Annotated in this window: 12 protein-coding genes and 1 pseudogene; 6 read left to right on the top strand and 7 right to left on the bottom strand. The window is 48.2% G+C overall.

Annotated features, from left to right (window positions below; all coding sequences use genetic code 11):
* Positions 1-8 precede the first annotated feature (8 nt).
* Positions 9-1,538, bottom strand: coding sequence for a DUF3612 domain-containing protein (locus tag SOHN41_RS00450; protein ID WP_007644193.1), 1,530 nt, complete (start codon positions 1,536-1,538; stop codon positions 9-11).
* A gap of 207 nt (positions 1,539-1,745) precedes the next feature.
* On the opposite strand from SOHN41_RS00450, the gene SOHN41_RS00445 reads away from it, so the two are divergent.
* Together SOHN41_RS00445 and SOHN41_RS00440 are read left to right on the top strand one after the other, a co-directional pair.
* Positions 1,746-2,303, top strand: a complete 558-nt coding sequence (locus SOHN41_RS00445; RefSeq protein WP_007644191.1) for a malate synthase — start codon at positions 1,746-1,748, stop codon at positions 2,301-2,303.
* Between the two features lie 264 nt (positions 2,304-2,567).
* Positions 2,568-3,518, top strand: coding sequence for a YeiH family protein (locus SOHN41_RS00440; protein WP_007644189.1), 951 nt, complete (start codon positions 2,568-2,570; stop codon positions 3,516-3,518).
* A gap of 13 nt (positions 3,519-3,531) precedes the next feature.
* Here the strand turns inward: SOHN41_RS00440 and SOHN41_RS00435 are convergent, their stop codons facing one another.
* Positions 3,532-3,678, bottom strand: coding sequence for a hypothetical protein (locus SOHN41_RS00435; protein WP_192825497.1), 147 nt, complete (start codon positions 3,676-3,678; stop codon positions 3,532-3,534).
* Between the two features lie 113 nt (positions 3,679-3,791).
* Positions 3,792-4,337 carry a helix-turn-helix transcriptional regulator gene (locus SOHN41_RS00430; RefSeq protein WP_007644186.1) on the bottom strand — a complete coding sequence of 182 codons (546 nt, stop codon included), beginning with the start codon at positions 4,335-4,337 and terminating at the stop codon, positions 3,792-3,794.
* A 144-nt stretch (positions 4,338-4,481) separates the two neighbouring features.
* Between SOHN41_RS00430 and SOHN41_RS00425 the strand changes: the two genes are divergently transcribed.
* Genes SOHN41_RS00425 through SOHN41_RS00410 form a run of 4 tightly spaced genes read left to right on the top strand, consistent with a single transcriptional unit; the run spans position 4,482 to position 10,087 of the window.
* Entirely contained in the window at positions 4,482-5,705 is a 1,224-nt protein-coding gene (locus SOHN41_RS00425) for a hypothetical protein (protein ID WP_037457701.1), read from the top strand.
* Complete coding sequence (locus tag SOHN41_RS00420; RefSeq protein WP_007644181.1) at positions 5,702-6,730, top strand: hypothetical protein; 1,029 nt, start codon at positions 5,702-5,704, stop codon at positions 6,728-6,730. Before SOHN41_RS00425 ends, SOHN41_RS00420 begins: the two co-directional genes overlap by 4 nt.
* Before the next feature lies 1 nt (position 6,731).
* On the top strand, positions 6,732-9,785 hold the full coding sequence (locus tag SOHN41_RS00415) for an efflux RND transporter permease subunit (RefSeq protein ID WP_007644179.1): 3,054 nt from the start codon (positions 6,732-6,734) through the stop codon (positions 9,783-9,785).
* Positions 9,782-10,087 (top strand): DUF3240 family protein, encoded by a 306-nt coding sequence (locus SOHN41_RS00410; protein ID WP_006079422.1) that lies wholly within the window; start codon positions 9,782-9,784, stop codon positions 10,085-10,087. Before SOHN41_RS00415 ends, SOHN41_RS00410 begins: the two co-directional genes overlap by 4 nt.
* A gap of 66 nt (positions 10,088-10,153) precedes the next feature.
* Here SOHN41_RS00410 and SOHN41_RS00405 read toward each other — a convergent pair whose 3' ends face one another.
* From SOHN41_RS00405 to SOHN41_RS00390, 4 genes and pseudogenes are all read right to left on the bottom strand, one after another.
* The gene (locus tag SOHN41_RS00405) at positions 10,154-10,777 is read right to left on the bottom strand and encodes a paraquat-inducible protein A (protein ID WP_007644158.1); all 624 of its coding nucleotides are present in this window, start codon (positions 10,775-10,777) and stop codon (positions 10,154-10,156) included.
* Between the two features lie 124 nt (positions 10,778-10,901).
* Positions 10,902-12,091 (bottom strand): annotated as a pseudogene (locus SOHN41_RS00400) (HD-GYP domain-containing protein).
* A 217-nt stretch (positions 12,092-12,308) separates the two neighbouring features.
* Complete coding sequence (locus tag SOHN41_RS00395; protein WP_007644156.1) at positions 12,309-12,545, bottom strand: hypothetical protein; 237 nt, start codon at positions 12,543-12,545, stop codon at positions 12,309-12,311.
* A gap of 12 nt (positions 12,546-12,557) precedes the next feature.
* Positions 12,558-13,295 carry a hypothetical protein gene (locus SOHN41_RS00390; RefSeq protein WP_007644149.1) on the bottom strand — a complete coding sequence of 246 codons (738 nt, stop codon included), beginning with the start codon at positions 13,293-13,295 and terminating at the stop codon, positions 12,558-12,560.
* Between the last annotated feature and the right edge of the window lie 7 nt (positions 13,296-13,302).

Below are 13,302 nucleotides of genomic sequence, written 5' to 3'. Positions count from 1 at the left end.
ATTTTTAACTAAGCCCCATCACACTGTGATTTACCCGCTTGATAACAGCTGGGTTGCCGTGGGCAGACGGCGCCGCGGGAGCAGATGAGTCTGGCATCGTTTTTAATCCCGCGTTCAATCCAATTGATATTCAATATCTTAGCTACACTTACTAAGTCACTCTTAATATGCTTAGGAATCGCGACTGAGCCACCGCCTGAGACGCAGGCGGCTTTTAAATCATGGGCGATTGAGAGTGCATCTTTACCTTGGGCTTCAATGGCCGGATTAAGGTCGATACCGGCGCAGAGCACATGGGGATTGCCCGCCGAGTCTTCGACCTTAATCGACTCGCAGCAGTAAATCCGTGGCTCATTGCCCACATTTAAAATTGAAATCTGCGCCGAGGTGCCGACCGTTGGCTCGCTGATCATCCTAAAGACCGCCCAGTGCTGACAGGGGTCTTCCACTAACCGCATATTGCCCCAAGGCAGGGGAATACCATTGCCACGGTAAACCGCCTTGAGTTTGCCCGGCGCATAGGCATCGAAATAATGCCAATGGGGATAAGGCGATACGACCGTCATGCGCCGCATGGCGACCGAGGCCGACACTTGTAGTTGTTTATGCACCTCAATTTCATAGCCATGGCGATCGAGTAATTGTCGATAGGGCACTTTAGGGCATAACAAGGCCCCCGCAAAAAAGCTCGATTCAAAATCGCGCCATGCATGCAAAATATCCTGTGCGTTTAGGGTATTGGACTGCATGGTCACTTCTTCATCCATCTCCAATTTACGGCCAGAGATCATCACACTCTTAAGCCCATCTTTGTTGTGCAATACACAATGGCCGATATGGGCGGCGAGATCGTACTTAAGCCGGCTGGGGCGATTTTTAAGCATTTTATTGACATAAATCGTGCTGGGTGGCTCGAAGAAAGAGGTAACTAGCTGATGCGAACTGACGCCACGTTCGTCGATAACTTCCTGTGGCGTACTATCAATCCATTTGATTTTTAAGCCTATGCCCTTGGCGATATCCAGCATATCCTCGAGGGACAAAGGCATACGTTTAAGCCCGACTTCCTCGGCGGCACGTTCAAGATCGGGAAAATGGTTTTGATGGTGTTCCTGATGGGCGCGGATCAACAAATGGGCAAACTGCCGACCCGAGATCCCGGTCTGCGATAACATTTCAGGAATCGCAATTTGTAAAATATCATTGGAAAACAAAAAACTGGGCTCTAGCGCCATACCGCTGATCCCACCACGGCGCCCCTTGTCCGGCGTGATAGCACTCTCCTCGGGCACATCATCTAAAAACCAGTCGACCTCTTTTTGGAACACGGCGGCGATCACCGCCAACATCTCGGCACTGGGCACCCGTTTTCCGCGCTCGATCATCGACAAATATGACACAGAGGGCGCACTGCCCGCATCGACTCGGATGCAGCGCGCCGATAAATCTTCCATGGTTAAATTATTACGTTTCCGTAGGTTACGTATTTTTGTTCCGAGGAAGTGTGATTTTCTCATCAAGCTCTGGTCATTGCGCATTTTGTAAAATTCACATTGTAAAATTTTTATTGTGAAATTGTAGTCAAAAAAGACTAGACTACAAATCAAGCAATCAAGGAAGGGTAATCCACCTGACGCTTAACCATTAACTCTGTCGGACCCGCTAAGTTGAAGACTGAGGTTAAACAATCAAACGTGAAATCAGGGCCCTAATTTTTTAAATCGGAAAGTGTAGAGGAACGAGCGATGAATATGCCAATGATCAAGAGCAACCAGATCCAACCGAATCTAAATAGTCTCATCGCAGAAGAAGTGCTAGCCGTGGCCCAAGTGAATGTCGCCGAGCACGAGAAAATCGCCAAGGCGAAACAGTTCCTCGACAGAGCCTTTCCACTCAACTCGGGTTCACACCAAGATGTCAGCAGCTATGTGGTTTACTATCAACACCTATTGGCCTTCTTTGCCGATGGTAGCCACAGTGGTTTACGCCAACCAAAACAGTTTGTGGCCTTTAACGGCACCAAAGACTCCCCCAACGCCATAGTGTTGCAGGATCAAGGTTGCCATGTAGAACTCAGTTTCGACCGCAGCGGCATGATAGGTACGAGGGATCTGGCCAATCTGGAAGATGTCCAAATCGAAGCGCCAACATCGATAGAAACAACGGAAGCACGTTCTAGCACTTCTCGCCATTGGCTCAGCTTGCTGCATGCAGGCATGCCAAGTGCTAACGATACCCAAGATAAACAATTTACCGCAAAGGATGGTGGGGATTACAGTTTGAAAACTATAGTGAATTTATAATCTATCGAGGAGATTAACAGGTTTAAGTTAATCTCCTTCCCTTCTCTGTTGCCATTTATCCAGTTCCCAACGCTCCATAACAGTAAATAAAATTGACTAACAAATTAAGTTAAATTGATTTTATTGAAGTAAACAGTCACAGCTATAATGCCCCTCACTCAGCCTCCAAGATCCAGCCCTATTAATAGCCATGTTGTATCTGTCGCTTAATATGAAGATCTGTAATTGGAACGATAAACCCTAATCGCTCGAGCCTAAGGTGTTATGAATTTGTCGTCGACATTAACGCAACAGAATAAACATCAGCGTATTATCTTCATTTGCGCGGCCCTGTTGTGCCTCGCGCCCTTTATCTCGTCCCCCATGGCGCTAGTGCTCGGCTTCACCTTAGCCAGCCTTGGCTGGGTACCAACCGAATGGAATATTGCCGCCCTCACCAAAAAACTCCTGTCTTATTCGATTATTGGCTTGGGGTTTGGCATTAACTTAAACGCGGCGATTGAAGCGAGCACCCACAACTTCGGCCTAATTGTTGGCTCAATATTTTTCACCCTGAGCTTAGGGTTTGCGCTCACCCGCGCCCTGAAATTTGATCATGTTACTGGTCACTTGATTGCCTCCGGCACTGCTATTTGTGGTGGCAGCGCCATTGCCGCTGTGGCTCCGGCCATCAATGCGCGTAACGATCAAACCGCCACGGCATTGGCCTGTGTGTTTGTGCTGAACTCAGTCGCACTGTTTTTATTCCCAGCTCTTGGCCACTTGCTCAATATGAGCCAATACGATTTTGGTGTGTGGAGTGCCATTGCCATCCACGATACTTCATCGGTTGTCGGCGCGGCTTCGGCCTATGGTGATGAAGCCTTAAAAACCGCAACCACCATTAAACTCGCCCGCGCCCTGTGGATCATCCCGATAGCGCTGATCAGCGCTATGCTGTTTGGTGGCGATAAGCGCAAACTTAACCTGCCGTATTTTATCGGTTTTTATTGTTTAGCCATTGCTGTAGCCCATTGGTTGCCACAATTCAATGCCATGTATGACATCCTATTTATGGTGTCAAAACGCGCCCTAGTGCTGTGTTTGTTTTTGATTGGTGCGGGAATTACAGTGCAGAAAATGCGGGCGAGTGGCCCCAAACCGCTGTTGCTCGGGGTGATGCTGTGGGCAGCAATAGGAACAATATCGTTAGTGTATATTCTGTATTTTCAATAACTAAGGTTTAGATTTACTCGGTGCTTGGTTTGATCCGCCAGGCCCAGCAAAGGACGCCTACAAAGGCAGAGAATTCGATCAACGAGCGCACTAATCCGCTGGTTTGCGTCGAAGCGATCAAGGCAATCAGGGAAAACACGATAATCAGCCAATTCTTCAATTGCATCTTCCTGCAAACTTAGGGGATGCTCATTATTGTTTAGAACTAAAAATACAGCAAATATCGATTTTCAATAACAAATAGCTATAACAGCTAAGCCTATGCCTTAGTCATTAAGCCGCCTGATGGCTTGATCCCGCTTCGTTCGCAGCAAGATCTTGATTATGCTCTTGAATAAAGTCTTCCATAAACCAAGCACAAAAAGTGTGGCGTCCATCGACTGCCGCTTTGCCATAAATAGTCGATGCCTGTTGTCTGACGGTTTTTTCTTTGGTCTGGCGAACTTCGGCAATTTCTTTAAAACTTAAGCCCTTAAGCAGTAAAAATGCCACTTGCTGCTCACTCCTAGTAAAGCCCCAAGTCTCGAATTGGTGCGACACAGCTTGGCTGTATTCTTGTCTAGCGGAGCGCATTTGCGTCGACATATTGTCGATTTTCCTATCCGCATGTTCTAGGCGTTTAGCTAGTGCTTTGACCTCGCGGGAACGGCGGATAAGATCATAACTTAAGTACATGGCACCAATAGCGGTAAGCACTAACAGCACGGCTTCCTGGGCAATATGCCATTGGGCAATACCCAACTGAATGTCGGATAAGATGTCAAAAAGCTTAAAGCACATGATCACGGCCAGCAGACCAATAATGACAAGATCCTTCATTTAAAACTCCTAAATAAAAGTGAAATCAACCAATTATTTTATGGGACATATGTACCATAGGCAGTTTTATGATACATGTCCCCCACGACTTTCGCCCACCAATCCCTACACTGACAGCACTCTTTAATACCATAGAATCGTCCTATGTCTGTCAGTACGTCTTGTATCAAGTTATGTCTGTTGGCGACCTTAGTCAGCAGCAGTTTCCTGTGCCATGCCGCGAATTCCGAGCTATCCCAAGCACTCTCCACTAGCCAAGCTAGATTACATTCTTTATCTCAATCGGGCGGCCAGTTACCGCAATCACAAATGAGCTTAAGCAGCTCATCTTGGCTCAATGGCCTGCCGAGCATTAGCCTGAGTCACTTAGGTAGCCTAGATAATGGTAACAGCTACGAGCAGGAACTCTCACTCAATTTGCCAATAAAATCCCCTGCCTTGCACAGCAGCGATAAGCAAATTAAACAACTCACCCAAGGCATTCAGGTGCAACAAGTCGCGCTGCAGGGCCTGTATTTATCGGGATTATTGCGCCAAAGCCTGTGGGAACATCGTCTGGCCGCAGTAAAACTGGCCCAATTAGATCGCAAGAGCCAATTACTCGACAAGCTCCATAGCCAGCAGAAGCAACTCACAGATGCGGGCGAGCTGCCGATTGCCCATACACTCTTGCTAGAACGCGAACGGGTGGATATTGCACTGGAGCGGGTCGACCTTAATCAGCAGCAGGCGGAGGCGCTTGCCCTCTATCAACAGCTGACCGGACAAGAGCAAATACCCCAGGATATCGCCGAAACCGCGCGGCCGCTTTCTGCCAGTACTCAACACAATAACGTGCTAGCGCAGCATCCATTATGGCAATTATTAAGCCTGCAGAAGCAGCAACAGCTGCTGCTCATCCAGAGCCAGCAGGCGGGGGATAAAGACCCTTGGACAGTCTCACTCACGGCCAAAAATACCGCCGATAACCAAATCGATGATCAACAACTTGGCATCGCCGTTTCTGTGCCACTGACCTTAGGTTCGGCCCTATCGCAAACCGAATTATCCCAATGGCAACAAGCCAGTACCGAGCACACACTCAACCTCGACCGTACTTATATCGAGCTGAAAACTCAGCTTAAAAAGCTAGAGCAACAGCAACAAAATCTGCTCGACCAACAGACATTGCTAACCCAAGCCTTACACCTTAGCCGCACCATCACAGAGGAGCTGGCTAAGGTCAAAGACCAAAATCAAGTTAGCTACGAAGTCTGGCTGCGCCGCTATATGGATGCACTCGATACCGAATCCCGCTTGGCACTGAACCAAGTCGCGCAGCAACAACTGCACTCCCAACAACTGCAAGCCCTAGGAATTTTATTATGATGGTCAAGTACGGCGCATGCCTGTTCTGTTTATCCGCCAGTGTTGCCACCTTAGTGCAGGCTGAATCCTTAACGATTAGCTCCCTCGGCAATTTAGACCTGAGTTATGTGCAGCCACAGAAAGTCGCCAGCTATGAGGGCAGCCCGTTGCCCGCACAGGTTGCAATCCTTCCCGGTAACGATTATTGGATCAGCACGCCGGAGAATATCCAACAGATCAGCTTCCTCGTCGGCCAAGGCCAGCTCGTCACTAAGGGCCAAGCGATAGTCAAACTGACAGGGCCAGAAGTGTTCCACTACCTCGCCCAAGTCGAAGCCGCAGGCAACTTGTATCAACTGGCAAAGAGCCGTTATGAGCGCAATAAACCCTTATTAAACAATGGTAGTATCAGCGCCGAAAAATGGCGCGAGATCAGCCAAGACTACTTCAGCACTCACCTCGAATACGAGCACATGCAGCATTTTATGGAGCTAGTCAAAAGCACAGATGCCGCCACAGATTCCCTAGTGGTAGGCACGCCAGTGGCGGGGATCGTCAAACTCAACCAAGTGAATGGACCCTATATGGCGGGCTCGCAGCTATTTTCACTGGTGCCCAGCGACAGCATTCGCGTCAACGTCAGCGTGCCTATGAGCCAGTCACATTCGCTCTCGGCGGTAAACATCAATCAATGCCATATCGCCATTGAGTCCATGTCGGCCATCGCCGAAGGTGCCTTTGTGACCGCTTGGTCATCACCCGTGCCGCAGGACTGTAACTTACTGTTAGGACAACAGATCACTGTGATACCTGAGTATCAAAAGGCGGTGTATTTATTGCCTAAAAATAGTGTTTTTAGTTGGGAGCAAACCAGCCAAGTCTTCACTAAAACCGCCGACACACTCACCTCGATTACGATCGATATTCTCGGTTCAACCCCCGAGCAATATATTGTTGAAAGCGATCAAGATCTGAGCCAAATCCAAGTGTTATCCCAGTCGGTTGCCGCAGTCAAAGGCATAATGCTTGGCCTAGGAGGCGAATAAGATGTTGACCTCTGTCATCCGCTTTTCGCTCACGCAACGCCTATTTGTGCTGATTGTGGCGCTGATGGTCATGTTAGCGGGAGCGCGAGCCTGGTTTTCCATTCCCTTGGATGCCTTTCCCAATATCTCACCCACCCAAGTAAAGATTATCCTCAAGGCACCCGGCATGACGCCGGAGGAAATTGAAGCACAAATTACCGTACCGATTGAAACCGAACTGTTAGGGATTCCCCATCAATCGATTCTGCGCTCGACCACTAAATACGCCATCAGCGATATCACCCTCGATTTTGACGAAGGCACGGATATCTATTGGGCGCGCCAACAGGTGAGCGAGCGCCTTAGTGCCGTGTGGGACAGTTTCCCAGAAGGTGTGACGGGCGGCGTGGCACCAATGAGTACGCCGCTCAGCGAAATTTTTATGTTTTCACTCGAAAATCCCAATCTATCGCTGATGGAAAGGCGTCAATTACTCGAATGGGAAATCCGCCCACTGTTACGCACCGTTGCGGGTGTCGCCGATGTGAATATCCTCGGTGGTTATGCTAAAAGCTTTAGTGTGACTCCTAAACCTGCGGCCATGGCGGCTGCAGGCGTGAGCTTTGCGGCGCTGCAACAGGCGATCGTTGAGAATAATCACAACGAAGGTGCGGGTAAACTCACCATTGGCACAGATACCATCATAGTGCGCTCTGAAGGTCGCATCGATGATATCGACGAACTCAAACAATTAGTGATCAAGGCCGATGATGCCAGAGTGTATCGACTGCAGGATTTAGCCGATATTCAAATTGGCCACTTAGCCCGTTATGGCGCTGTCACGAAAGATGGCAACGAAACCGCCGAAGCCTTGATCATCGCCCTAAAAGACGCTAATACCGCACAAGTGGTCAAAAACATTAAGGAAAAACTCGAGCAAATCAGCCTAACCTTGCCAGAAGGCAGCCAGATAAACACCTTTTACGACCGCGCGAATCTGATCAATACCGCGATAGAGACTATCTCCAATGCCTTATTCGAAGCCGTAGTGCTCGTCATCATCTTGCTGGCGCTATTTTTAGGTAATGTGCGCGCCGCATTAGTCGTATCACTCTCGCTGCCACTCGCCGCGTTGATGACATTTTTGATGATGGATTACTTCAATCTTTCTGCGAACTTAATGAGCCTAGGCGGGCTAGTTATCGCCATAGGCATGTTAGTGGATTCATCCGTGGTCGTGGTCGAAAACATGGTGAATCTTATCGCCACTAAGCAGAGATTACCGCGGCTGCATTTGATTTTTCGTGCGACTAAAGACGTTGCTATCCCCGTGGTGTCGGGCACAGTGATCGTCATGATAGTGTTCTCGCCCTTACTGACCTTAAGCGGGCTCGAAGGCAAACTCTTTACCCCAGTTGCGGTCACTATCGTGTTTGCCATGCTGTCGGCGCTGGTGTTGTCGTTAACTGTTATTCCGGTTATTGCCTCTTACCTCGTCAACGAGAAGGCCGCCAAGGAACCTAAGGCGATTGAAAAGCTTAAACAGCTTTATCTGGGCAGCCTTAAGGGGGCTTTTAGTCATCAAAAACGCTTTATGGTGATCGCCTTTAGTTTGCTTATCGTCAGCTTAGGCTTGTTCGGGTTAGTGGGAAAAACCTTTATGCCGACCTTAGATGAGGGCGACATTATCCTGCAGTTGGAGAAGTCTCCGTCGATTTCGCTCGAGGCTTCGATTGCCATCGACAAGCAAATTCAGCAAACCTTGCTCGCTAAAGTACCTGAAATAAGGCAGATGGTGGCGCGTACTGGCGCGGATGAAATCGGCTTAGATCCCATGGGACTCAATGAAACCGATGTGTTCTTAGAACTTTTGCCCCGCAGCGAATGGCGCTTTGCAAATAAAGAAGCGCTTATCGATGCGATCCGCACAGTGTTATTGGACTATCCCGGCGTTAATTTTAACTTTACTCAACCGATACAAATGCGCGTGTCTGAAATGCTCACCGGCAGCATTGGCGATGTGGCGATCAAGGTCTTTGGTAACGATATCGACACCTTAGGCCAGCTCACTGGCCAGATCCAACAGCTGGTTAATGCCACCAGCGGCAGCGTCGATGTGAAAATGGCGATGATCGAAGGCAGCCCTTTTATCAATCTCACCTTAGATAACGAGCTCGCCCGCGGCTTTGGCATGAGCACCATAGAGTTTGCTCGCTACCTAAAGAGCCAGCTCGAAGGCGTGATAGTGACCGAAGTGTTACAGGGTAAGAAACGCACGCCCGTGCTGATAACTAACAATCAGAGCCACTTAAGCAATATCAATGAACTTAAAAATCAGCTATTGGTGATGCCAGATCACTCCTTAAAACGCCTGAGTGATGTCGCCACCTTAAGCTATAAGCAAGGTCCCATTCTTATCGAACGTGAGCAAGGGAATCGCTTTTCAGTGATCACCACTAACGTACAGGGGCGCGATATCGTGAGTTTTGTAGAAGAGCTCAACGCAAAAATCGTGCAGGAAATTAAACTCCCGAGCGGCTATAGCGTGAGTTTTGGTGGCGAGTTTGAAAACCAACAGCGGGCCACCAGCAATTTACTACTAGTGATCCCAATAGCTATCGCACTGATCACTTTGATTTTATTCACGACATTTGGCTCGCTTGCCAAAGCGGGCTTAATCCTCGCCAACGTTCCCTTCGCGATGATGGGCGGGATCGTTAGTCTGTATTTATCGGGGGAATATTTGTCAGTGCCCGCCTCGGTTGGCTTTATCGCCCTGCTCGGGGTTGCCGTGCTCAATGGCGTGGTGATGGTCAGCTATTACGAACAAACCAAGCACATGTTCAGCAACCTGCACGAACGGGTGGAACAGGGTGCCGCGCGGCGTTTACGCCCTATTTTGATGACGGCGACGACGGCCATGTTTGGCCTGATCCCGCTGGTATTTGCCTCGGGTCCTGGGGCAGAAATTCAAAAACCCTTAGCGATTGTGGTGATTGGCGGTCTGCTCACTTCAACTATTACCACACTGTATTTACTGCCAATTCTGTATTTTTGGCTGGAGAAGCGTAAATGAGCACAGAACAACTGTTAGTCCTGATCGCCCAAAATGATATTAAGGACGACATAGTCGATACCTTGATAGAGCTGGAGTTTCTGTCGGGTTTTAGCCTAGGGAATATTTGTGGTTTTAGCCGCGAACACAGCCATTTTAATATCAAGGAACAAGTGGAAGGTTATCGGGAGTTTTGCAAATTCGAGATCATGCACCCCGCTGCGCAGCAAGCGGCGCTGCTCGCCGCACTGGCTTTGGTCTGCAAACATAATCCCTGTCGCTATTGGATTATGCCCATCTACCAAAATGGTACTCTGTCCTAACTCGCTACGCGGTTAAATCTCGGCATCCCGACCTTATCGCTAAGGTCGGGATACCTTATAAACTCGCTACAAAATTGGCGTTGGACGACGCACTAAAAAACCACTCAAAATCGATAAAATGCAGTAAGCGGTGAAGAAGTAAAAACCGTTTTCAAATTGCGCTTGGGTTTGCAACATTTCCCCCATACCACCTGAGGCGTTCCCTGCCATAAAGGTGATGATCAGCGCCACCACGAACACGTCGGCCATCGACCACTTAGCGAGTACGTTGACGAAGGCATTAATCCTCAGTTTCAGGCCAATAGAGCTAACACATTGCTGTGCCAGCATTAAACTCAATTTCAAGGCAGGCACCACCACACTGAATAACATGATTAAGCCCGCGACGAGTCCATTTCCTGAGTGATAAAGTTCGGTTACCGTCCCCCAAATACTGCGGGTCTTCTGCAGCACTTCGACTTCGCCCTTAAGGCTATTGAGCCCAAGTAAGCCACTGACCATACTCAGCATACCGCGAGCACTGTCGCGCCCCGAGTCTTCATCGAAATGTTGGGCAACTTGCTCTATGCCCTGCTCGGTCAGCTTGGCCTTATCGATACTGCCGCTGATACTCAAAATAGGTTGAGTCACCCCAGGGATTAATAAAGCCAAAGATAAAAGAATGATAAAAATAGGAAATAGGGATTTCATTGCACAGTTCATCGCATTGCCAGACCGGAGAAGACAGTCAGTTTACGGTTTTTAGCGCAGGCTCTGCAATCGTTCACACCAGCCATCCATTCAGATGACTGGCGTTAGGGACAGAATTTGAGGATTAATAGAAAGGCGTTGGATCGATATCCAATGAACCTGGTGATATGCCACGCTCGATATACAGCTCAGATTTTAATAAATCTACCATAGCGACATCGGTGTAACGTTTTACTTTTAAAGAATAAAAACACTTCACGATCGGATGCAGTGCATCTCTGTCCTTCGAAGCCCAGACAATACCAATTCGGCCGTCCGATAATTCAACTAAGGAGCCCACAGGGTAAATACCGATACAACGAATAAACTCGTAGACCAATTGTTGATCTAAGTGAAATGGCGTCAAACTGAGTAAAATTCTAAAGGCGGCGGCTGGACTCATGGCCTCTTTGTAACAACGTGTCGCCGTCAAGGCATCGAAGATATCGACGATGCAGCTCATGCGACCATGGAGGGGAATTTCATCACCCTTCAGCCCCTTTGGGTAACCGCGACCATCTAACTTTTCGTGGTGCATTAAGCAGATATCTTTACTGATCTGTGACAACCCATTAGTTTCTCTAATAATTTCAATCGCATACACTTGATGAAGCTTCATATGCTCAAATTCTTCCGGTGTCAGTTTGCCCGGTTTGTGCAGCACTTTATTGTCGACTTTAATCTTGCCAATATCATGCAAAATACCACCTACAGCCATATCCTGCAGCATAGCACGGTCAAGATTTAGATATTTACCGAAGGTGACTAGCAAAAAGGCGACATTCACTGAATGTTCGAGTAGATAGGCATCTTTTGAACGGAGCGCAGACATACACTTAAGCGCATCTGCATCTAACATGACAGACTCTATCATGCTATCGGCTAACGCTTCGAAGGGCGTAACTTCGATGGCTTTGCCTTCGAAGGTTTCGGATAACACTTTACGAATAAGATCCTTCGCTTCGGTGAGAATAATTTGGGCTTGCTCTTGTTGCTTCTCACGGGTCATTAGGTTTTTTTGTTGCCTGCAGAGGCATCATTACTAGTTTTCTTCCCAAAAACACAGTGATCCGCCGAGCGCCCCGTATCGACCCAAACGAATTTGATACCACTTCTAGCAAGTTTTAAAATCGCATCCTTGTGCTTTATTTGCCCAGCATTGGCAATAGCAAGTTGACCCTTATCACTTTTATCTATAGCACTGACAAACATGCCTAATGTCAATTGCGACACTGGCAATTTGATAAGGTCAACTGATTCAGTTGGCTCACTCATATCTGCAACCCCAAGGATAACTAACTTAATAGGAAACCATAATTGAACCAAACAACATCAGAGCAGTTAAGCGTGTCTTACTCTTGGTAGTATAGAACAGTCCATTGGCATTCTATGCTGAGGATGGCAAAATCACCATACACGGTGTTACAAGCCGAGAAGAACATCTAGCTGCCAAGTCAAAAGAGGAGCTATCGCACAAAATTTTGCTAATCATCTAATAATGCTGCTTTTTTAGTAGTAGGCATTCAAAACTCTCGACCAGCCAGCGCCGATACTGACAGTTGTAACAGGAGCGAAGCTCGTCATCAACTTGCTCATCTTCATCATCGGGGACAAAACCTGTGCACCGCTGTGCTACTCGCCTCGCCGCTGAATACTGACCCAATCCCGTCCGGAAAATCCAGCGACTATCGATGAATTTAAATGCTTTTTCGGCCAATATAGGATCCATTTAAACCTCAATCTAATATGCCTGTAATGCTCGCTTACCCGCATTACGCCATGTTTGGGCTTCTCTATCGACTAACAGTACAAACTGATGCCCAAGGTAAACGGCTTTCACTTTACCCTTAAGCAAGACTCGATCATCCGCCGCGAGAAGATGCCGCTCTGTGCTCATCACAGCATCGAGCCCCGTCTGCTCGAGGATATCGGCAACACTGAGTTCGAGTGCAACATCTTCAAACTGGCCAAGCTTAATTTGTCCTTTTACCCGGCCATCGCTACCCATCAAACGCAGCCCTAATCCCGCTAGCGCACCAATAACACCTTGGCCTGTGCCGCCATGTTCAGTTAACTGGATATTAAGTTGTTCGGCTAATTCATAGGCTGCAAGCTTAGTGAGCACCTCGGTTTTTGCTCTACGACCAAAATCCATTAGGGCCGTTGCATCGTATTGGGATCCTAAATCGAGTATGGCGAGGCCAGGATCAGCCTTAGGCGCCGACTCAGCAATTAAATGGGCAACGGCATATTGGTGGATCTCGGCCCGAGTCAATGGCGAACGCAGTGCAAAACACATGGCACTATTATGGGATGTGTAAGGAATATCGGGGTGCACAAATAATTGGTGCCGCGTCACGAAGGAAGCCTTACCGCCCGAAATATTCGCGAGGAGGAGCGCGATTTCCTCGGCAATTTCCCCCGTGCCCTTAGTGCCAATATCATCGGTATCGTCGATACAAATCAGCCAATTTTTCATCTGAATT

Origin of the sequence: Shewanella sp. HN-41, from assembly GCF_000217915.1 — a bacterium.
Classification (GTDB): Bacteria; Pseudomonadota; Gammaproteobacteria; order Enterobacterales; family Shewanellaceae; genus Shewanella.
The sequence above is the reverse complement of the archived record's forward strand: the minus strand, read 5'-3'. Positions and strand labels throughout refer to the sequence as shown.

What these genes read in the sequence shown, in the direction of transcription:
- SOHN41_RS00395 (WP_007644156.1), bottom strand. Translation starts at nt 12,545, where the DNA reads ATGGATCCTATATTGGCCGAAAAAGCATTTAAATTCATCGATAGTCGC.
- SOHN41_RS00410 (WP_006079422.1), top strand. Translation starts at nt 9,782, where the DNA reads ATGAGCACAGAACAACTGTTAGTCCTGATCGCCCAAAATGATATTAAG.
- SOHN41_RS00450 (WP_007644193.1), bottom strand. Translation starts at nt 1,538, where the DNA reads ATGCGCAATGACCAGAGCTTGATGAGAAAATCACACTTCCTCGGAACA.
- SOHN41_RS00420 (WP_007644181.1), top strand. Translation starts at nt 5,702, where the DNA reads ATGATGGTCAAGTACGGCGCATGCCTGTTCTGTTTATCCGCCAGTGTT.
- SOHN41_RS00390 (WP_007644149.1), bottom strand. Translation starts at nt 13,295, where the DNA reads ATGAAAAATTGGCTGATTTGTATCGACGATACCGATGATATTGGCACT.
- SOHN41_RS00425 (WP_037457701.1), top strand. Translation starts at nt 4,482, where the DNA reads ATGTCTGTCAGTACGTCTTGTATCAAGTTATGTCTGTTGGCGACCTTA.
- SOHN41_RS00430 (WP_007644186.1), bottom strand. Translation starts at nt 4,337, where the DNA reads ATGAAGGATCTTGTCATTATTGGTCTGCTGGCCGTGATCATGTGCTTT.
- SOHN41_RS00445 (WP_007644191.1), top strand. Translation starts at nt 1,746, where the DNA reads ATGAATATGCCAATGATCAAGAGCAACCAGATCCAACCGAATCTAAAT.
- SOHN41_RS00415 (WP_007644179.1), top strand. Translation starts at nt 6,732, where the DNA reads ATGTTGACCTCTGTCATCCGCTTTTCGCTCACGCAACGCCTATTTGTG.
- SOHN41_RS00405 (WP_007644158.1), bottom strand. Translation starts at nt 10,777, where the DNA reads ATGAAATCCCTATTTCCTATTTTTATCATTCTTTTATCTTTGGCTTTA.
- SOHN41_RS00440 (WP_007644189.1), top strand. Translation starts at nt 2,568, where the DNA reads ATGAATTTGTCGTCGACATTAACGCAACAGAATAAACATCAGCGTATT.